General features: G+C 57.7%; 16 protein-coding genes. 11 read left to right on the forward strand and 5 right to left on the reverse strand.

The features are described from left to right. The 6 genes from COMA2_RS02350 to glnA all read left to right on the forward strand — a co-directional run bounded on the left by COMA2_RS02350 (position 1) and on the right by glnA (position 7,918). The gene (locus tag COMA2_RS02350; protein WP_090894305.1) at positions 1-603 is read left to right on the forward strand and encodes a pilus assembly protein PilP; all 603 of its coding nucleotides are present in this window, start codon (positions 1-3) and stop codon (positions 601-603) included. Continuing rightward, positions 600-2,579, forward strand: coding sequence for a type IV pilus secretin PilQ (gene pilQ / locus COMA2_RS02355; RefSeq protein ID WP_090894307.1), 1,980 nt, complete (start codon positions 600-602; stop codon positions 2,577-2,579). The genes COMA2_RS02350 and pilQ overlap by 4 nt, the downstream gene beginning before the upstream one ends. A gap of 241 nt (positions 2,580-2,820) precedes the next feature. After that, entirely contained in the window at positions 2,821-3,930 is a 1,110-nt protein-coding gene (gene aroB / locus COMA2_RS02360) for a 3-dehydroquinate synthase (protein ID WP_090894310.1), read from the forward strand. Between the two features lie 96 nt (positions 3,931-4,026). Further along, a complete protein-coding gene (locus COMA2_RS02365) occupies positions 4,027-5,814 on the forward strand; it encodes an NAD+ synthase (RefSeq protein WP_090894312.1) in 1,788 nt (595 codons plus the stop codon). 298 nt (positions 5,815-6,112) lie between these two features. Further along, positions 6,113-6,451 (forward strand): P-II family nitrogen regulator, encoded by a 339-nt coding sequence (locus COMA2_RS02370; RefSeq protein WP_090894313.1) that lies wholly within the window; start codon positions 6,113-6,115, stop codon positions 6,449-6,451. A 57-nt stretch (positions 6,452-6,508) separates the two neighbouring features. Continuing rightward, entirely contained in the window at positions 6,509-7,918 is a 1,410-nt protein-coding gene (glnA, locus tag COMA2_RS02375; protein WP_090894315.1) for a type I glutamate--ammonia ligase, read from the forward strand. A 43-nt stretch (positions 7,919-7,961) separates the two neighbouring features. Here the strand turns inward: glnA and COMA2_RS02380 are convergent, their stop codons facing one another. Next, positions 7,962-8,465: a surface-adhesin E family protein gene (locus COMA2_RS02380; protein WP_090894317.1), complete on the reverse strand. Its 504-nt coding sequence runs from the start codon at positions 8,463-8,465 to the stop codon at positions 7,962-7,964. A 61-nt stretch (positions 8,466-8,526) separates the two neighbouring features. Between COMA2_RS02380 and COMA2_RS02385 the strand changes: the two genes are divergently transcribed. The 3 genes from COMA2_RS02385 to COMA2_RS02395 all read left to right on the forward strand — a co-directional run bounded on the left by COMA2_RS02385 (position 8,527) and on the right by COMA2_RS02395 (position 12,410). After that, entirely contained in the window at positions 8,527-9,288 is a 762-nt protein-coding gene (locus tag COMA2_RS02385) for a CBS domain-containing protein (RefSeq protein ID WP_175304348.1), read from the forward strand. 305 nt (positions 9,289-9,593) lie between these two features. After that, complete coding sequence (locus COMA2_RS02390; protein WP_090894320.1) at positions 9,594-10,220, forward strand: tetratricopeptide repeat protein; 627 nt, start codon at positions 9,594-9,596, stop codon at positions 10,218-10,220. 354 nt (positions 10,221-10,574) lie between these two features. Beyond that, positions 10,575-12,410, forward strand: coding sequence for an ABC-F family ATP-binding cassette domain-containing protein (locus tag COMA2_RS02395; RefSeq protein ID WP_090894321.1), 1,836 nt, complete (start codon positions 10,575-10,577; stop codon positions 12,408-12,410). 156 nt (positions 12,411-12,566) lie between these two features. Here the strand turns inward: COMA2_RS02395 and COMA2_RS02400 are convergent, their stop codons facing one another. The 4 genes from COMA2_RS02400 to COMA2_RS02415 are packed head-to-tail and all read right to left on the reverse strand — an operon-like array spanning position 12,567 to position 18,572. After that, the gene (locus COMA2_RS02400; protein ID WP_090894323.1) at positions 12,567-14,006 is read right to left on the reverse strand and encodes a polysaccharide deacetylase family protein; all 1,440 of its coding nucleotides are present in this window, start codon (positions 14,004-14,006) and stop codon (positions 12,567-12,569) included. Next, positions 14,003-15,103, reverse strand: a complete 1,101-nt coding sequence (locus tag COMA2_RS02405) for a HEAT repeat domain-containing protein (protein WP_090894325.1) — start codon at positions 15,101-15,103, stop codon at positions 14,003-14,005. Before COMA2_RS02405 ends, COMA2_RS02400 begins: the two co-directional genes overlap by 4 nt. Positions 15,104-15,160: 57 nt before the next feature. After that, positions 15,161-16,990: a tetratricopeptide repeat protein gene (locus COMA2_RS02410; protein WP_090894327.1), complete on the reverse strand. Its 1,830-nt coding sequence runs from the start codon at positions 16,988-16,990 to the stop codon at positions 15,161-15,163. A gap of 1 nt (position 16,991) precedes the next feature. Further along, entirely contained in the window at positions 16,992-18,572 is a 1,581-nt protein-coding gene (locus COMA2_RS02415; RefSeq protein WP_139076987.1) for a hypothetical protein, read from the reverse strand. 57 nt (positions 18,573-18,629) lie between these two features. Here COMA2_RS02415 and COMA2_RS02420 point away from each other — a divergent pair, with 57 nt between their 5' ends. Further along, positions 18,630-20,054 carry a glycosyltransferase gene (locus COMA2_RS02420; protein ID WP_090894501.1) on the forward strand — a complete coding sequence of 475 codons (1,425 nt, stop codon included), beginning with the start codon at positions 18,630-18,632 and terminating at the stop codon, positions 20,052-20,054. Positions 20,055-20,207: 153 nt separating this feature from the next. After that, the gene (locus tag COMA2_RS02425; protein WP_090894331.1) at positions 20,208-21,065 is read left to right on the forward strand and encodes an HDOD domain-containing protein; all 858 of its coding nucleotides are present in this window, start codon (positions 20,208-20,210) and stop codon (positions 21,063-21,065) included. The last annotated feature ends 10 nt before the right edge of the window (positions 21,066-21,075 follow it).

Genomic DNA, 21,075 nt, shown 5'->3' on the forward strand with positions numbered 1-21,075 from the left:
ATGAGTAAGAAACCTAGAGAATCTACGCTGATCATTGGAGCCAGCCTGGTGTGCGTCATCCTTTCAGGAAGCCTCGGCGCACAGGCCGAGCCTTCCCCCGTTCCTGGGATGATCGTTCCGATGCGGCAAGATGTGCTCAAGTTACCTGCTGTGCCGGAAATCCAGAGAACGGCTCCGCAACCTACAGAAGCGCCATCGTCTGAGGTGAACATTCGCGTGCCGTCTCAGCTTTCCTTACCTGACGGTGTGGTTGGGAGTGGGTATGACCCTTCCGGTCGTCGAGATCCATTTGCTCCCATCATCCAGGAGCTTCAACCGGGAAAGACGGATACAACCCTTCCACCTTTGCAACGCGTGACCATGACAGAGCTCAATCTCATTGCCATTGTATGGGGGGCATATGGTTATACCGCAATGGTCCAGACCCCGGACGGATATGGGTACACCGTTCGACGGGGAACGAGGATCGGGCAAAACAACGGAGTGGTCAGCGCCGTGACCGAGCGCGGCATCATTGTCCAGGAACGGTTCACTGACGTGTATGGCAAGAAGCAGGAGCGAGAACATGTCAAGCTTCTACATCCCAAAGAGGGCTCAGAATGAAACCACTATCTTCTCGTGCGGGTAATGTCCTGACTGCTGGATGTTTCATCGGAGCCTTGGGGGTGTCGCTCACTGCTCTGACCATATGTGCCCAGGGGCCCGCCGTTGCCGAGGAGATCGGCAGGATAAAACAAGGTGATGCCACGCAGACAGAAATGGCCGCAACGCGATTGTTGGCACAGGCCGTGACCGCCATCGAGGTGCGTCCCGAAACCGATATGGTGACCGTCGTGGTTGCCGGGGATGGCCAACTATTTCCCGAGGCGAATTTCTTGGATGAATCCCGGTTAATCGTCGATATTCCTGCCGTATCGTCCACCCTGAGGCGATCGGTCGTACGAGCCGACCATTACTTGCTTAAAAAAATCAGGGTAGGCCACCATGCTGATAAGGTCAGGCTGGTGTTCGATGTGTCCGAACGCCCCGTGTTTTCTTTGACTCGAGAGGATAATAAGCTCTTGATCACCTTGAAGCCGAGCGAGCGGAGAACGCCGGCTGTTGTCGCTGCGCACATTGATGGTGGGGAGCTCAGCTCAGTTCGCACTCAAGCCCGCAATACGTTGTTCGAGCCGGCGAATCGTGTGGGCAAAAGGGCGATGCGAATCATCGGCCCCGCGCAGGCTCAGTTCAAGGTGCAGCGTGTCCAGATGGCTGGAGAAAGTGCTCCGGCTGACAAGGACGACCGATCCGACGATATTATCGTAGGGCAAACACGATTTGTCGGTCGGCGCATCTCGCTCGACTTTCAGCAGGCCGACATTACCAACATTCTTCGTTTGATCGCCGAGGTCAGTGGCTTCAACATGGTCGTTGGGGAAGGCGTCAAATCGAAAGTGACCATGAAACTGGTCAGTGTGCCATGGGACCAGGCCCTGGATATGCTGTTGAAGATGAATGGGCTCGGCATGATTCGCCAAGGAAGTATTGTGTGGATCGATTCCTTGGCAAATATAGGCAAGCAGCAGGATGAAGAAGCCCGTGCTAGAGAATCCAAGACCAAAGCGGAAGAACTCGTCGACCGCGTCTTTTATATCAGGCATATCGTGGCTCAGGAGCTCATGATGACACTGCGGCAGAACTTGAGTCCACGCGGCGTCATGCAATTTAATGCGGGGAGTAACGCATTGGTTGTGCGAGATACTGAATCCAAATTGGCCGTCATCAAGCAGCTGGTGGACGGACTTGATCTCGAGGTCCCTCAGGTTCAGATTGAAGCGCGCATCGTCCAAGCCGATACCGTGTATGCGAGAGGCTTGGGGATTCAGTGGGGGTTCCAAGCGGGCAATCGCACCCCCACGGATTTCTTTGCCCTCTCGAATATTACCGGCCCATTTGGGCAAATAGCCGGGACAGGGGGGAGCACGATCGATCGAAGCTTTTTGGTTAATCTGCCGGCTCAGGTCGGTGGATTGCCGGCTGTCCCGTCGATCGGCTGGACCTTTGGGAAACTCGGTGGCGACTTTGCCTTGGATATGCGGCTCTCAGCCGGAGAGTTGCTCGGGTTAAGTAAGGTCATCGCAGCGCCGAAGATCACCACATTGGATAAGCGCGAAGCGAAGATCTCACAGGGCGAATCGATTCCCTTTCAGACAACATCCTTACAGGGTACGCAAACGACGTTTGTCGATGCAAACTTGGAGTTGAATGTCACGCCCCAGATCACCTCTCGCGATCCAAAGGAAGACGGAAAGAGGATTATGCTTCGTGTGCGGGCGACTCGAAATGCTGTCGGAGCACGGAGCAATCCGGCTGGGCCGAGCATCGATCGACGAGAAGCGACCACACAGGTGGTTGTCCGAGACGGCGAAACCATGGTGATCGGTGGAGTCTTTGTTGATACTCAAAACAACAATGTTCAAGGCGTCCCCTATTTGTCTCGCATGCCGGTGCTGGGGTGGTTGTTCAAGAACAAGTCCGAGGCGGTCTCAAAGCAAGAATTGCTGATCTTCCTCACGCCGACCATTATCAAGACCTAAGGGTTATTCCGCTTCCGTGATCACCAAGAGCCTGGTGATGCGATTCAGCATCATCAGGCTCTTGCGTTTATCCCGAAGAGAGTGCGGCACGCCATCCAGGATTTAAGCGCTCGCGCGGAACATGACCGTCTTTTTAGTCTTGCCTGGGCTGTGATACGATGCCCGTCCCGTGGATGTTCGCGCGCGATCGCGGCATGAACTGAAATGCCGCGTCACTCCATCGACTCTCTAGGACTACGAAATGACTGCGCTCTTCACCGTTCCCGTTTCGTTATCTGAAAGAAGTTACGAGATTGTGATTCAGGCCGGACTGTTGGCGAGGCTTGGTCGGAGATTGAAGGAGGAAGGTGTAGGAGGAAAGGTTGGAATCGTAACGGATCGGCACGTCGCCCGGCACTATCTCAAGAATAGTCTGGAGGCGGTTAAGCGGTGCGGGATTGAACCGATTCCGATCATTCTGACTCCCGGAGAGCGGTCGAAAACGCTGAAAACGGTAGAGCAGATCCTCGACGTGTTGGCGCGTCATCGGTTTGAGCGGTCGTCGATGCTCGTGGCGCTCGGCGGAGGCGTCGTGGGCGACATGACCGGGTTTGCCGCATCGATCTACCAACGTGGTATTTCTTATTTCCAGGTGCCGACGACGATTGTGGCACAGGTCGATTCCAGCGTCGGAGGGAAGACGGGTGTCGACCATCGGCTCGGGAAGAATCTGATCGGGTCGTTTTATCAACCGCGCGCTGTCTGGATCGATCCGTTGACGCTTCATACGTTGCCTGCTCGGGAAGTAGTTGCCGGGCTGGCCGAGGTCATCAAATACGGAATCATTGCGGACAAGTCCTTCTTCGCTTATCTGCAGCGGCATATGCTGGCGTTGCGGAGGCAAGCACCGGGCATCGTCGCGACCGTGGTGAAGCGCTCCTGTGAGATCAAGGCTGAGGTCGTGGCTGCGGATGAGCGAGAATCCGATCGCAGGCGAATCCTCAACTATGGGCATACCATCGGACATGCCCTTGAAGCGTTGGGGGGATACCAGTCCCTTGTCCATGGAGAAGCGGTGGGAATCGGATTGGTACAGGAAGCCGAACTCGCCTGTTTTCAGGAGATCTGTTCTCGTGCAGTGGTCGAAGCGATTCGGCGCTTGGTAAAGGAAGCGGGGTTGAGTGATTGTATGCCGCCGTGGACCTCGAAGCGAATATGGAAGGCCATGTTGCATGATAAGAAGGTGTCGGGAGGGCAGGTCATCGGGGTGTGGCCCGAATGTATTGGACAGGTACGGATAGGGCCGATCGACAAACAGACGTTTGAGCAGTGGCATGCCGTTTCACGAGCGTCCCCGCAGCGTCATGTCTAAGTACGGATCCCTTGCCCCTCGAGCGGAGTCGAGATGAGCCGCTCTTCTGTGTCGCGCACGATCGGACAGCGGCGATAAGCAGGTTCCCGGAGTTCTATGCAGACGTTGCGCATCGCGATGGCACAGATGAACCCGACTGTCGGGGATCTAACCGGTAACCTCCGCCGTATCAAGAGCTGCCTCCGAGAAGCGAAGAAAGTCAACGCTGATCTAGTCGTGTTCCCTGAACTGGCCGTTACCGGCGCTCCTCCCGAAGATCTCCTTCTCAAAGCACAGTTTGTCGCAGAGAACGTACGGATTCTCAACGAGATCGCCCAGGCCTGTCACGGATTCGTTGCGGTGGTCGGGTACGTAAGACAAGGAGATCAACGCGATCCACCTTTCTTCCGTCCGTCGGTTCGCTCAGCCGGTCGACCTCCGCTCTACAATGCGGCCGCATTGATTGCCGATCGCAGGGTAGTCGGGAGTTACAGTAAATGGTATTTGCCCAACTATGGTGTCTGCGATGAGAGCCGGTATTTTCTCCCGGGATGGAGACTCCCGATGCTTCTCGTCAACGGAACGACCATTGGGGTGACCATCTGCGAAGATATGTGGTCGCCGGAAGGGCCCGCCTCTGTATACGCAGCGGCCGGCGCCGAGGTGATCGTCACGATCGATGCCTCTCCCTTTCATATCGGCAACAGTAATTCGAGGGAACAGATGCTCGCGACGAGCGCTCGTGAACAGGGAGTCATTGTCGCGTATACGAATATGGTCGGCGGTCAAGACGAGCTGGTTTTCGAAGGGAACAGCGTGATTCTGGACCGATCCGGCACGGTGGTTGCCCGTGGCCAAGCGTTTCAGGAAGAACTGCTGGTGGCTGATGTGATCGTGGAAGCCCGGTCACGTGGGCGTATGGCGCATGGACGAAAATCGGCATGGATTCGAAAAACCGTTTCGGCCATCGATCGTCTCGTGGTGAAGAGGACCGCCATCAACAAGAAGAAGCGGACTCGAATCGTGCCAAGAGTAGCAGAGCAATCGGATGAGATCGAAGCGGTGTACCGAGCCCTGGTACTGGCCGTGAAGGATTATGTCCGCAAGAATGGATTTACCCGCGTGGTGCTTGGGGTGAGCGGCGGCGTCGATTCTGCAGTGACCGCGGCCATTGCGGTGGATGCGATTGGCGCCGAACACGTGCTCGGCATCTTCATGCCGTCTCCGTACACCTCGGGGGAAAGCGAAGAGGATGTCGTGGAACTGGCACGGTGCCTCCGCATCGACTTGCAGACCATCCCGATTGCTCCGACATTTGATGCCTATCGACGGTCGCTGGCGCCTTCATTTGTCGATTGCGCAGAAGACGCGACCGAAGAAAACCTCCAGGCTCGCATTCGCGGCAATCTCCTCATGGCCCTATCCAATAAGTTCGGGCATCTGGTATTGACCACGGGAAACAAAAGCGAGATGAGCGTGGGGTACTCGACGCTGTACGGCGATATGGCCGGCGGGTTCGCCGTCATCAAGGATGTGCCGAAGACGATGGTATACGGCCTGGCGAGGTTCCGCAATGCCCTCGATCCGTCGCCGGTGATTCCCGTGCGCATTCTGGACCGACCGCCGACCGCTGAGTTGAGACTGAATCAAAAGGATGAGGATTCCCTTCCCCCGTACGCTGTGCTCGATCCCATTCTGCGGGCGTATGTCGAAGACGACCGCTCATTCGCCGATATCGTCGAGGCGGGGTTCGATCGCGCAACGGTCTCGCGCGTGGTCAGAATGGTGGACAGCAGCGAGTTCAAGCGACGTCAGGCGCCCCTCGGTGTCAAGATCACCCACCGGGCGTTGGGCAGGGACCGGCGGATGCCGATTACGAACGGCTATCGGATCAAGCCGAAGTAGCTCGCCGGTTCTCTTTCCTGATCATCCGATGCCACGCAAGCCTGTATCTAATGATTCCGGACAGGCTTGAAGTGCTTGGATGCGTGCTTCTACGGCGTCCTGCCGTATTCACGTGATGCGCAGAGCGCAAGCCGACAAGAATTCGAGCCATTTCGTTGAAATTGCACGATTTCCACGTTGAGTGATAGGAAAGGATGGGCTATGATGGCTGCCCGGTCGGTTGGGCGCCGCTTCTCAACGGAGTCATCGAAGAGCCGTCGGAGGCTGCTGAGCCGCTCGGGCAAGGAGGGGCATCGACATGAAGCTGGTTGAGGCCATCGTCAAACCGTTCAAACTAGAAGAGATCAAGGATGCCCTATTGGAAATCGGTGTCCAGGGGATGACGGTATCGGAAGTCAAAGGGTTTGGGCGTCAGAAAGGCCATAAGGAAACATATCGAGGCCAAGAGTATACGATCGAATTTGTTCCCAAGGTGAAAATAGAGGTCGCAGTGACGGATACCCAGGTGTCTCAAGTGATCGAGGCCATCACCAACGCGGCCAAAACCGGCAGTATCGGAGACGGAAAAATTTTCGTGCGAGAGTTGACCGATGTCGTGCGCATTCGAACGGGCGAAACCGGGGAAAGCGCGCTGTGACGGCAAGGTCCAAGCGGTAGAACACCATCGCGGAGGATCTTTCAAAGGAGGAAACGTATGAACGTGCGCGAAGTATTGGAGTTCGCCAAGAAACACCGGGTTCAGATGGTGGACCTGAAGTTCGTCGATTTGCCAGGCGTGTGGCAGCATATGACGATCCCGGTGAGCGAACTGACGGAGAACTTGTTCAAGGATGGATCCGGCCTTGATGGATCGTCGATCCGCGGCTGGAAGGCCATCAACAACAGTGACTTGTTGATGGTGCCTGATCCGGCAACCGCCTGCTTGGACCCCTTCACCGCAGTCCCGACACTCAGCTTGACCGGCAATGTCGTGGATCCGATTTCTCGCGAGAATTACGACCGTGATCCGAGATTCATCGCCCAAAAGGCGGAGAAGTATCTGCAGAGCACCAAGATCGGCGACAACTCATTCTGGGGTCCGGAAGCCGAGTTTTTCATCTTCGATCACGCCCGGTACGACCAAACCAGCCACAGCGGCTTCTATTATCTGGACTCGGAAGAAGGGGCCTGGAACATGGGGCAAGAGGGGGTCAACCTGGGCGGCAAGATCCGCCATAAGCAAGGATATTTCCCGGTGGCTCCGGCCGATACCCAGCAAGACATCCGCAGCGAAATGGTGCTGGAGATGGAGAAAGTCGGCATCGAGGTGGAGAAGCATCATCACGAGACGGCCTCGGCCGGTCAGGCCGAAATCGACATCCGATTTGATTCTCTCTTGCGAACCGCGGATAAGATGATGCTGTACAAGTACATCGTCAAAAATGTCGCGCGCCGGCATGGAAAAACCGTGACCTTCATGCCGAAGCCGCTTTTCAGCGATGCCGGATCCGGAATGCATACGCACCAGAGCATCTGGAAGGATGGGAAACCCCTCTTTGCCGGGAAAGACTATGCCGGGATCTCGCAGCTCTGTTTGTATTATATCGGCGGCATTCTGAAACATGCGCCGGCGCTGGCGGCGTTTACGAATCCGACGACGAATTCGTACAAGCGCATCACGCCGGGGTTCGAAGCGCCGGTGCTGCTGGCCTATTCCAGCCGAAACCGATCAGCCGGCATCCGCATTCCCATGTATTCCCCGAGCCCAAAGGCCAAGCGGATCGAAGTGCGGTTTCCCGATCCCTCCTGCAATCCGTATTTGGCCTTCTCCGCGATGCTCATGGCGGGGCTCGACGGCATTCAGAACAAGATCAATCCCGGCGAGCCGGCAGAAAAAGACCTCTACGATCTCGATCCGAAGGAGGCGGCGAGCATCCCCACCATGCCCGGGAGTCTCGATGAGGCGCTCAACAGCTTGGAGAAGGATTATCAGTTCCTGCTCAAGGGGGAGGTGTTTACCGAGGATCTGATCGAGGCCTGGATCGGCTATAAGCGGAGCAAGGAGATCGATCCGATGCGTCTGCGTCCGCACCCATACGAGTTTTTTCTCTATTACGACGTCTAGCAAAGGCAAGCGGGGAACGGGCCGTACAGGCACGGGCCGACGGTCAGCGTTTCCCGCAAGCCGCCTTCCAGAGCGCGTGATTGGCATCGGCTTCTTCAATCGGCTGCCAGTTGCCGTTTTCAATGTAGCCGGACTTTGACCGGCCGGTGCCCATCTGCCGGGAAAACTCGATCACTTGGAGAACCCGCACGCGCGGTCGATCACAGTCAAATTCTTTGTGGATTTTCAGAGACAAGAAGCGCGTGGTGCTGTTCCACTTGAGATTCGTGAGCTGCCAGAGCGTCGCCCGTAGTCCCTTTCGCTGAATCCGGTCTGGATCGATGTAGATGGTCTCAAGGCCGGCTGGTTGGTATTGTTTTTCCACGGCCACCCACCCGGCATAGACCGGCCCAGCGCCACTGAGCAGCAGGGCAGCCAGAAAGAAGCATTGGATGGAGTCTGACTTGTTTCGCATCGAGCGCATGAGCGAGTGAATTTTGATGGGATGGACATACGGAGTCTTGGGGGGAAAAATCAAGCGGGAACGTGTGGAGCCTGGCCGCTTCATGGATCTCTTGAGCTCGACGCGCGCGTGAGGTATGCTCGCCCTCACAACCGAGGAGGGAACGATGCCGAAACGGATACGTACCGGACTGACGCGGAGTGACATTCTCGATCGGTATGTCGAGCGGTTCAAGCAGCAGCTGGTGAAATTCCAGCCGTTTCTCTCGCGCAAGCGCGGAGCGGTGTCGCTTGAAGATTTCGATGAAGCGACCGAAGAGCTGATCGGTCAGGTATTCGGCGCGGCCTCTGATGAGGCCGAGTCGTATTTCTATGCGAAAACAGGAGAATCGGCCCTCTTACCCGAAGAAGCCCAGGAAAGCGGAACCCATAATGTCGAGCGTGAGAGCCTCCAGCAGCGCCGCCAGGTGTTGGAGAGCTGCCTCGCGGATCTCGAGTTGCGTCGACGACTGCAGACGACGAGGAAAGGGAAGGGGATCGAGACGGCACTCGTCAAAGACTATATGTCACACGATGTCCGGAGCATCCATAAAGACGCCACGATCAGACAAGCCGGACAATTGTTTCAGAAGCACAAGGTCGGCTCGCTGATCGTGGATGACGGGTCCCGCTATATCGGCATCATCACCGATTCCGATCTCACTCGCAGAGCGGTGGCCAAAGGGCTCGATCCCAATACGGCGACGGTCGTCAGCTGCATGAGCCGGTCGATCATCACGATCGAGGAAGACGAGTCCGTAGCCGATGCCATGTCGATGATGAAGAAGCAGAGCATCCGGCACTTACCCGTCACCGCCGATGCGACCATTATCGGAGTTCTCTCCGTGTCCGATCTCCTACGTGCTTTCGAAGATCAGCGATCTGCCTAGCATCTGTTCTGCGCTGCGCATCGAGGAATGGACAGCACGGATTGCTGCGGGCCCCTACGACTCTCCCACATCTTCATTTTTTTGACGGATCCAGCCTCTGCCGATGTATCGTTCGTTCTGCAAATTGATCGGGAGCCAGTGTATGCTGATCACTGCACTCCGTTGTGATTTTCACACACTCGGCTTCGTGCTGATGGCAGTAAGCTATTGAAATCATGAGCATGCGATAGAATCTGTCAAGGCGCTGTTCTTGCTGGTACAGTTACGTAGTTGCTGTGGCGCGCTACAACGTACGAGGATCCCACATGCCTCAACAGATGTCTTCCTCTGAACTCTATGAACGTGGGTTTATGCTCATGGAGTTGCGCATGTTCCATCCAGCGATCGATGATTTTCAAACAGCCGCCAGAGACGCCCGTTACGCAAGGAAAGCGTATGTGCCCATCGCCCTGTGTTTGAGAGCCCTTGGCCGGCATGAAGAAGCGGTTGCGGCATTTCGACGAGCTATCACGTCGTCCATGGTCTTGCCCGTCGAACAACGCCACATCCTCTACCAACTGGGGCGGACATTGGAATTCTTGGGCCGTTGGGCGGAAAGCCTTGAGGTATATGGCTGGATCAGCAACGGAGATCCAGAATTTCGCGATGTGGCCCAACGGATCAAGTATGTGAGCTCAGGTCAAGGCAGACTTTATTTACGGATTCGCGATTGGTGGGGAGCTTTGATGAAGAGGGTGCGCATTCGCCCCCAAGTCCCGTCTCTGCATATCCAGACGGTCCTAGAGCAGACAGGGCAATGGTCAGGGGAGCCTGTGGAAATGGGTGCACACCCTGACAGATCTGGAATGGGCAGTTTATTGTCATCTGATGAGACAGTCGAACTCTACACCCAATCGGGTCGTTCAAGCGGAAGAGCGAGCCTGTTAGGATAAGCTTCATTCGGAACGCACGCTGCCTATTCGTATGCCGGTTCGTTTGCGGAGCTCCTTTTCAGTAAACGAACAGGCCGTGGCCCTTCATCCTTGAAAAGACAAAGCGGACTGAATCCCACGTAAAACATTGACCTGGCCTTCGCTCAGGTCGAGCCCAATGTGCGGAGGAAAGTTGCTCGGCTCTGCGGTGCTTAAGGGTGAACGAAAGGGTTCACCTGCCCGCACAGGACACACGGCTGACTTGCCTTCGTAGTCGAAGTTGCGTCGGCAGGCGCGCGCCGTGGAGATCAATCTCTCGAAGAAGAAAAATCCCCGTTTGCCCCCCTCGATCAGCTACACTGCTCACCACCACGTATGCCACCAATCGTATTGCTCAGTTGTGAATCCCTTGAGAAGAGCTACGGAGTCAAACCGTTGTTCCGCGACCTGTCGCTCGGACTTTGTGAGGGCGACCATGTCGGACTGATCGGCCCCAACGGTTCCGGGAAATCCACCTTGCTCAAAATCTTGGCGGGGATTGAGGATCCGGACAGTGGGACACGGTCTGTTCGCCGTCAGCTCCGTATCGGGTATGTGCCGCAAGAGCCTTCGTTCGCCGAGCAACATTCGATCGAAGAAGCGCTGGCGCAAGTGCTTCTCGACGAGGGATTGGACCCGCACGAGCAGGGAGCACGCATCGCCAAGGCCCTCAGCCTCGGCGGGTTTGTCCGCGCCGATCAGACTGTCTCCACACTGTCGGGTGGATGGAGAAAACGGCTGGCGATCGCTCGGTCGCTGATGCTGGAACCGGACGTGCTGCTCATGGATGAACCGACCAACCATTTGGACGTCGACGGCATTCTCTGGCTTGAGGGTCTGCTGAAAGCCGAGCCCCATGCCTTCGTTGTGATCAGCCATGATCGGCGATTTTTGGAATCGGTGACCACACGGATCTGGGAATTGAACCGCCAATACCCCAATGGCCTCTTTGAGGCGAAGGGGCGGTACAGCGAGTTCTTGGAGCAGCGCGACGCAGCGTTGCAAGCGCAGGCCGATTATCAGTCGTCGTTGGCCAACCGGGTGCGGCGGGAAGTGGAATGGCTTCGGCGGGGGCCGAAAGCCCGCTCGACCAAAGCCAAGGCCAGGATCGATTCGGCCGGCCGGCTCATCGACGAACTGAACGATATGGAGTCTCGGCAGTCCAAAGGGCCCGCCGGGATCGATTTCACGGCCTCGGGGCGACGGTCCAAGAAGCTGATCGAGGCGATCGGTGTCGGGAAGACATTGGGCGCGCAGCCGATTATCGGCGATCTGGATTTGCAGCTGGGGCCCGGGGAGCGGATCGGGCTGCTCGGCCCGAACGGAAGCGGGAAGTCGACAGTGCTCAAGTTGCTGGCCGGCACGGTGATGCCCGATGCCGGCACGATTACACGCGCCGATCGGTTGCGTGTCGTGACATTCGAGCAACATCGAGACTCGCTGGACCAGCAAGCTCCATTGCGGCGCGCGCTTGCTCCGGCCGGTGGCGACGCTGTCGTGTATCAAGACCGGTCCGTGCATCTGGTCTCATGGGCCAAGCGTTTTCTCTTCAAGCCGGAGCAGCTGGATTTGCCGGTCTCTCGCTTGTCGGGTGGAGAGCAGGCTCGGTTGCTGATCGCACGGCTCATGCTTCAGCCGGCGGATCTCCTGCTTCTTGACGAGCCTACGAATGATCTGGACATTCCAACGCTCGATGTATTGGAAGACAGCCTATTGGAATTCACCGGCGCGCTCGTGTTGGTGACCCACGACCGGTGGCTGCTGAACCGCGTCTCCACCAGGCTCCTGGCGCTGGATGGCGCCGGCCGAGCCGAATGGTTTGCCGACTATGACCAATGGGAGTCCGCGCAGGGGAGAACCGCCGCGGAAGACCGCACATCTCGGAGCTCAAAGGAGCGTTCCACACCAGGCGGACGGTCCAAACGGAAAGGTTTGTCGTACAAAGAACAAAAGGAATGGGACCAGATCGAGGCGAAAATCCTCGAAGCTGAAGCACGGGTCGCTGCTGGTCACGCTGCGGCCAGTGATCCCTCCATCGCCTCTTCCGCCGCGGATTTAGAAGAGCGCTATGCCGCGCTTCACGCGGCACAGGCCGACGTCGAACGCCTCTATGCTCGCTGGGCTGAATTAGGCGAGAAACGCACCCAAACGATCGGCAGCGCGCAATCGTAATGTGAGAGGGCAGCCGGCCGCGCCTAGCCACATAGGGCACGGAGCACTTCATCACGCCGATTGATCCGGCCAGGGCTTTCCGGCTGTTTGCCCGCCGACAGGTAAGGCAAGACGCATGGCGGACGCCGCTTCTATCCGGCTCTCCGGCTGCTCTTTCTACGGCAGAACGTCAAACACCAACCGAACGGTTCCCTGCACCGCACTCAGTACCACAAACTTCTCGCCTGTCGCCTCGATTGGCGCATGGGTCTGCTGCCCCGCAAGACGCCAGGTCCTCGGGATCTGCAGGGTCAAGCCGGTCAGCTGTTCGGATGCCCTCACCGACAAGATTTTCTGCGCTCTCCGAGTCTGAACATCTACCTCGACACGATTGCGCGCCGCCCACCAGGCGCCATATTGTCCGATGGACCCGAACCAGGCGACGTCCCGCACCGCCGCGACAAACTCCTTTTCAAAAGTCATCTTGTGACCCACGATATTGGGATGGATCAAGACTACTACGCTTTCTCCGTACCGAGCGACTTTTGCCGCGACGGCGAGCGCCTCCGGCACCCGCGAGCCCATCTCGGGGAACTCTTCGTCCTCGATGGTGATGGGAAACTCAAAAACCTCGGATTCTGTCTCCACGTCACGATTCACCATGAGCTGATACGGAAGATGAGTCAACGAATTGTTAGCCGTCGAGGAGGAACTGTAGCGGTAGCCCGTCGCGGCAAGCGCTTGCGGCAGAGTCTTGGGATTCGACAACTCTCCGGGTCGAAACGACAAGATGTTCGCCCCACCGGACAGCTGCTCAATTAGGTACTTGCTGACGCGCAGCTCGCCGAACACCGAACCGTTTGCCGCTTTGGTTCTGGTCTTCACATAGGGCTGATAGTCCGGAAAGCGTTCCGTCCCGGTTCCCAGCGGAAAATGGCTGAACACTTTGGAATGTGCCACCGTGTGACTGCCGAGCTCCATGCCCAACCGGTGCAGGGCCGCCATATTGATGCCTTGATCGTTCAGGAACACCTCGTCGTTAAAATCTTTGATGTATTTGGTTTGCACGAAGTAGGTTCCGACGATGCCTTGACTCTTTTCGAACTGTGCATACTGAACGGCGTTGGCCATGGACGTCTGCGCATCGATGTCGTGCGTCATGATCACCGCTTCGTAGGATCGTCGAGTAATGGCCGCGCTGCCGTCCTCATACCGGGCCAACGGCGGCTCTTTTGTTTCGCTGTATGACCAGGCGGCAATCGGACGCACGTTTTTCGCATGGTTGCCCGGTGGGAGAACCTGCTCGGCGGGATCGGTAAATTCTTCGAGCAGCGGCGCGCCGACGGCCAGCCGCAATTCGTAATGGTCGCGGCCATGGCGAACCTCCCGGAATCCGAATACCTCCTCCACGCCGTCGCCATAAATGTCGCTGGTGCCATCATCGGCGCGTCGGATGGCGCTACTACCGGCCTGGTCCCGTTCCTGAGCGACAGCCAGTAAAGGAGCACACCGGAGCCGACGACAATCACCGCCGCCATGCTGGTTATTCCAACCCGCCGCACTGCGCCTCCTGTTTGTGTTTTCTGCCGCTGAGTCCACCGCGGCGAAGATTCTCACCGGTTCGTGGAAACCGCGCGAATAGAGCCGACGGCTTCAGGAATCGTGTTCTGCAATTGGCGAGCGCGGAATTTCGCCAAGACGGGAGCCAGAATTTCTTGTGCCTCGGGAGTGAGCAAGGTCTCTTGCAATCGTTCAAGGGTGTTTTCCGTCATGGATTTCAAACTTGCCAGGGCTTCCCCTGCTCGATAACGTACCCACCATTGCTCATCATCGAATAGCGCAATGAGCCGCGCTTCATCTTCCTGTGTTCCCAGTTTGCCCAAGGCGGTGGCCGCTTGAACCCGAACGTACCAAGCTGGGTTTGAAAGATGTGCGCGGATCATGGGCAGATCGGTCGGGTCTCGAAATTCGCCGAATACGAACAAACATGCCGCGAGCACGTCATCCGACGGAGGGTGCTCGTGAAGGAAGTGCCGTAATGCAGGGAGTCCACGCGGACTTTTCGTCGTCGGTAGATGGCGAATCAACCGTGGGGCGACGACGGGATCCCCCTGTCTTGCCGCCTGGACCATCGTTTCCGAGGCAAGATCAGGCCCCGCCGTGCTCAGCATCGAGGCGATTTTGAGAGGGGACCAATCTTTTCGCTGGCCGATGAGGGGGACTAAGAGCGGGATTGCGGCTTGCGCATCGATAAGGAGTAAGGCCTGGGCTGCCTGGAACGCCAAGAAAGAATTCGAGTGTGCCAGAACCGCGCAGACTTCTTTCCAGACGGTCCGGTCTTGCAACCGGCCTAACGTCACGACCGCGATAATTTTGCGGTGCAACAGCCCTGAGCGCAAGAGGCCTCGCGCGACGCGATCGGCGTCGACGTGCCGAGCCATACGGATCAATTGCGTGGTTATCGCCTCGGACTTGGACTCGCTGTATTCGTTCCAGAGATAGAGAAAGATGATGTGCTGAGGAGGTGTGAGTGACGGCAATTCTTCGAGGGGGATCTCGAGGCACCGCTCCAACAGCGGTTGCCATAGTTCCGTGACGCGTTGCCGTCGGCGCTCGTTCGCATGGCGACTCATTCGGAAGAAAAGGATGCCCGCCAAGAGGAGCAGGATCAGGCAACCGATGGAAAAGGAGGTCAGGTACCAGAGTTCGAGCATGGGAGCCGTTTAACCGAGAGGACGCGAAGGACAGTGCCGAAAAGACATCGCGCTCGTTTACCAGTGATAGATGACGCTGAAACTCCCGCCTTGCCGCACGTACAGAATGCCGCGGTCTTCGTAATATCCGGTGGCTTCCAGGGACAATCGGTCGCCGATCGGGAGCGTGATGCCTCCTTGGAGGGCATGGCTGCTTACCCGTGTCAAATCTTGAGTGGCAACGATGCGTTCTCCTGATGTTCCGAATGAGCCGGATGCAAAGAGTTGCAGACGATTCGTGGGGCGCCAGGTCAGTCGAGAGGAGAGGGTCAGCGCGCCGGTTTCCGGAACATAATACAATTTCTCCGTCAGCCATACGTTGAACGGAAGAAAGATGGTCAGGCCGGGTATCAGCAGATCGCTGTCCCCTGTTGTGTACGAGAGGTGCCGATAGCCTAACGAGACTTCCAGCGTTGAAAGAGCGGGGTGGGCGATCCCCAGCCCTTGCGTGAACTCTCCCGCGATCGAATAATTGGGTGAAAAATGAGGGTTGATCGTTCCTTGCGCGGCCAGATATCCCCACGCACGCCGCCACAAGGGGCTGTACAACTCGCCCGACAGCGGCGTGTCGTGGAAGCCGAACCTGGTGATCGGCTCGACCCTGGCGATCAGGGTGTAGGCGCCAAGAGCCTTGGCCGCTTCAAAGAGGATATTCCGCTCATCCGGAATGTTTCGCGAATAGGAAAAATGACCGTAGCCCACCTTGACATAGTCTCGGTACGGCAGACGAATGGTGGAATCCCGCAGGCCGAGCGGCGCTCGTGGAGAAGCTTCCATCGAGGCAATGACGGCTTTGACGCGTGCCGCACTCTCTCCATCCCCCGTCAACTGCGCCAATCGTGAATAGTGAGCCAGCGCTTCCTGCGTGGCGCCGCTCCAGAACAGGGTGTCGGCCAATCCTCGCAGCGCGTCTCTATTCTCCCCGTCTTGCCGGAGGACTGTCTCAAACAAGTGGATGGCGGCAGGAAACTGTTTCTGCCATGCGCGCACATGGGCTAATCCGAGTTGTACGTCGATATCGGTGGGATGACGCCTCAGGATATCTCGGTAGAGCGAGCCCGCCTGCTCCAATTGCCCGTCTCTGGCCAGCACGCGCGCGAGCGCGCCGCCTGTTTCATCGTCTTCCGGATGCTCCGCGAGAATCTGTCGATAGGCGGCGATGGCTGGTCCGTACTCGGCATTCCGCTCCCATGCCTGGGCTCGCGCGACCATTTCGGCTCTTCCGCCAGAGACGGGCGGCGGGACGGTCGCCGAGGAACTCTGCTCTCGTTGAGCGATCGTGCTCCGAATCGACGCGATGCGCTCGGCAACGGTCACATCGTTCGAAAGAGCAGAGGCTTGTTCGTAGTAGTGGAGCGCTTCTTCCGAGTGTCCCTCCCACAACAATACGTCCGCCAGGCCTTGCAGCGCCTCGGGATGGCGGGAGTTTTCCCGCAGCACGCCCTCGTAGAGGGTTCGCGCTTCGTCCAGGTGTTTCTGCCACGATAACACCCGTGCGAGGGCGGTCCGTATATCGAGGTCGACCGGGTGCCGTCGAAGAATCTCTCGATATAAGTCCGCGGCTTCCGCATACGCGCCTTGCCATGACAACAGCCGAGCTAGGGTTGCTCGCGCGTCATCATTCTCCGGCTCGCGCCGGAGCACCTCTCGGTAGAGGGGGATCGCATCGGGATAACGCTGAGCGGATTCGAGGTGTTTCGCCTGTTCGAACAGCGCTCGCGTGGAAAGCGCGTCACTGTTCTGCGTCTGCGCGTTGCCGACTCCGCCAAGGGCGGACAGCGCGCAGCAGAACAACAGCGGAATGCGTGCGTTCAGGAATGGTCGTTCTAAGATGGATACAGCGCGCACGTTATTCTTGCAACCCCAGATAGCCCGGTAGATCGTGGATCAACAGCCCGGAAAAGCTCGGCGAATGGATTCGAGCGAACACGCGGCTGATCGCGTGACGGACGTCGCGTTGAGTGCGACCCGCAAAGGACAGGCGCTCGGGGAGCACGGTTGTGTCGTGATGGATGCGAAATCCTATCCGGTCCTGCCTGTGCGCATCGGCAGCGGGTATGTGCCCCAATGTCAAAACCCTCCGCACGGGATCAAGCATCCCGTCTGCGAGGGCAGGATCGTCCTCGCGTTTCAAGATGACGTGCCGTTCCGGAAGGAGGCGCGTCGTTTCCATGGCAAGCCAGACCGGGATGCCTTGGAGCCCGCCGTAGCGCAGGGTGTCTTCGCTGATCGTCGTCAATTCTTCAACGTCTGTTCGATAGCTCATCACGGCGACCTCCTCGACCCGATCCATCACGGCAAATGCGAGCGGTCGGTTCCGATGAATTGTCGAGGCGAACCAGAACGGAATGACGACTGATAATCGACCACGACTGCCGAGGGCCGTTTTCACGCGCTCAATAGTCGTGAGGTAACGGTCGAGGATCGTGACATCATCGGGAAAACCATCCAGGAGGTAGGGCTCAATGTCCAACTGCATCCCGGGCAGACCGCTGTTGCCGACGAGCGTGAGCAGCCTGGTGAGCTTATCGGTCAGGATCGTCGGGGTATCGATCACGTCCGGGGCTCCGTCGATCGCAAACAGCTCGACACCCGCTGCCTTTGCCGAGACGAACAGGGCGGCATAGGCGGCCCACACCTGATCGGAGTCTCGCAAGTCAGGAATTTGGAGCAACAACCGCCGGCAGTGATGCCGCCGACAAGCGGAGAGCATGCCGGCGGGGTCGCGTATCGCTGTTCGATAGTCCCAATGCCAAAAGCCCACGGAGGGGATCGGCGAAACGGCCGGCTCCCGATTCATCCAGGCGCATTCTTCCAGCACGACGTCCGCATTGTCCTCGACAAGCAGCCTCACCTGCGTGAGGCGTCGAAGATCGAGTTGCCGCGCAATCGGTGCGAGAGGGAGCTCGACATCAAATTGGCCGGCGACGCGTCCGACCACCGCGCTGCTCTGCCGTTGATCGGCAGATTCGGCGACCAGCATGATCGTCAAGGGACTGGAGGTCCTTCCGCGCAGTCGGAGAGCCTGGAAGGACAATGCATCCAAACTGTTATTCGTGGTCCGGAGAGACCACGTAAACTCGCCGGGGGATGTCCCCTGGCGGACAAAGCGGATTCGGAGAGGAGGGGCCGTGCTTTCTTGTCGCGCCTGGCAGAAATCGACCGGGTGGCCGGCGTCGGGCGTCGCCGAAAGAGGCAGGCGCGTGTCGGAAGGCCGAGAGGAAGAAAGCACAAAAGGATTTGCTGGTTGTCGGCGGCGCACTATAATTTTTGGAACAGACTGGTCGCCGACATAGGTCAATTCGATTTCTTGGATTTCAGGCGGAGGCGTCCGTCCAGGAACAACGAGTTCCTGAGACATGGCCGAGGGCGACCATAGGCAGAGCGCAAGTCCCATCGTGATCGCCGCGGTCCAAGCGAAGAGGTTCATGCGGGGAAACGCCTGAAGTTCAGGAACGAACCACGATGCATCCAAGCAGAACGCATGATGCCTGAAACCATCTTTAACATTGTTCAGTCGGGGTTCTTGCTGTACTTAGCCGCCCTGACCGGGGGCTACTTGGCGCTCAATATCGTGTCAATCTTCTCCCTCCGGCAGTACTTCGAAGAGCGAATGGGCGAACGATTTCCAGGCGCATTTACCGGATATGAGCCGCAGATCAGCATCATTGTGCCAGCATACAACGAAGCGGCCACGGTCGTGAATTCTATTCGCTCTTTGTTGCAGCTGAATTATCCCGAGTATGAAATCATCGTGGTCAGTGACGGCTCGACCGACGACACCGTTGACGTCCTGCGGCAAGAGTTCGGATTGAGGCCGTTTCCTGAAGCCTACGGCCACGATCTACTGACTCAGCCGGTGCGCGCCACGTATCATTCGTCGACCTACGGGAACGTCCGTGTCATCGATAAAGAGAATGGAGGGAAGGCGGATTCCCTCAATGCCGGAATCAATCTGTCCGTGTACCCATTATTTTGTTGTATCGATGCCGACTCCATCTTGGCGCAGGACAGTTTGTATCGCGTGGTCCAGCCGTTCTTGCTCGAACCCCGTACCATCGCGGCGGGCGGCACCGTCCGTGTGGCCAATGGCTGTTTTGTGGAACATGGGTTCTTGAAGACGGTAGGCCTGCCGTCTAACTTTCTGGCGCTGTTGCAAACGGTCGAATATTTGCGCGCGTTCCTATCCGGGCGGCAGGGTTGGTCTCCGATGAATGCGATGCTGATTATTTCCGGCGCCTTTGGATTATTTCGAAAAGAAGCTGTGCTGAAAGTCGGAGGGTATCGAACCAACACGATCGGCGAAGACATGGAATTGGTGGTGCGGTTGCATCACCATTACCGCCTGAATGGCCAGCCCTATCGCATTACCTATGTGCCGGATCCGGTCTGTTGGACCGAGGTGCCGGAGGACGTTCGCACTCTCAGGAATCAGCGCATCCGCTGGCAGCGTGGCTTATGCGACAGTCTGGCGGGCCACTTCGAGTTGTGCTGTCACCGAAAGGGGGGTACGGTCGGCTGGCTTGCCTTTCCGTTCATGGCGATATTTGAATGGGTCGAGCCTGTATTCCAGATGGTCGGGTATATCTTCCTGTTCGGCGGGTTGGCGCTGGGGGTCCTGTCGTTGCAAGTATGGATCGTCTATATGCTGAGTATCATTGGGCTCGGCATTATGCTCTCGTTAAGCGCCCTCCTCATGGAAGAAATGACGTTTCATCTGTATCAGCGTCCTTCGGAGTTCTGGAAATTGCTGTGCGTGTCCATCGTCGAAAATTTCGGATATCGGCAGTTGAATTCCTACTGGAAACTGATCGGCCTCTGGCGATGGCTCCGCGGGACAAAAGCGGAGTGGGGCAATATGATTCGATCAGCCTCGTGGCAATCCTCGCAGATCCCGCCGCGAAACGGCTGACCTGTTTGCGGAGGATTGAGCGCCGGCACAGCTGGGCGCAGAAGAGTGGCTGCCTCTTGGCCGACCACCCCTCTCCAGTTTTATCACCTGGTGGCCGATAACGTAGGTGAAGAACCGGTCTGTGTTTGCGGACAACTTGGAGGAGCTTCCACCATGCCATCGGCCAACGAATTGGTCCAGTCCTGCACCACGGTCTTCACGTTGCCGGAAATCTACTTCCGTATTCGGAACGTGGTGGATGATCCCGCATCGACGATGGACGACCTTGCCGAAGTCCTGAAGCTGGATCCGGCCATCTCGGCCAGGCTTCTCCGCATCGTTAACAGCCCGCTCTATGGGTTTCCCAAGCAGATCGACACCGTCACACGCGCCGTCACGCTCCTCGGCACACAGGCTATTAACGATCTCGTGACCGCGACGACCGTCGGACGGACCTTCTCCGGCATGCCGATTCAGCTCATGGACGTCTCTATGTTCTGGCGGAAAAGCGCGCTGTGCGCCTTGCTCGCCGGAAAGATCGCCAAATCCTGCGGTCTGAAAGATGGCGAGCGGTTTTTTATCGCGGGATTGTTGCGCGACATCGGCCACCTCGTGCTCTACCAGACCATTCCCCGGCGAGTTCAGTCCGCGCTTATCGAAGCCGGCTACCTTGAAACCTCCTTGGCCGAGGTGGAACAGTCCAGTATCGGGTGCGACTTCGCGGAAGTGGGAGCCGAACTCATCCGGTCCTGGGGGATGCCCGCGCAGATCGAACAGGCCATTCGCTGTCAACTGAGCCCGAACGATGCCGGTGAATTCATCATCCATGCGTCCGTCGTTCATCTGGCCGGTGTCGTCGTCGACTATGAAGAGCTCGAGCCGAGTCGGCGGCCTGCGGCATTGCCGTTCAGCCTCCATGCCGTTGCCGCCACGCGGTTTGTGCCGGCCAACCTCCCGGCACTGCTCGCGGATGCCCGCGCCCAGCTTCATGATACGCTGGCGCTTATCCAACCTCACGCCATGGCCGCCTAACACTTCCAAA

It is taken from the genome of Candidatus Nitrospira nitrificans (genome assembly GCF_001458775.1).
GTDB lineage: Bacteria > Nitrospirota > Nitrospiria > Nitrospirales > Nitrospiraceae > Nitrospira_D > Nitrospira_D nitrificans.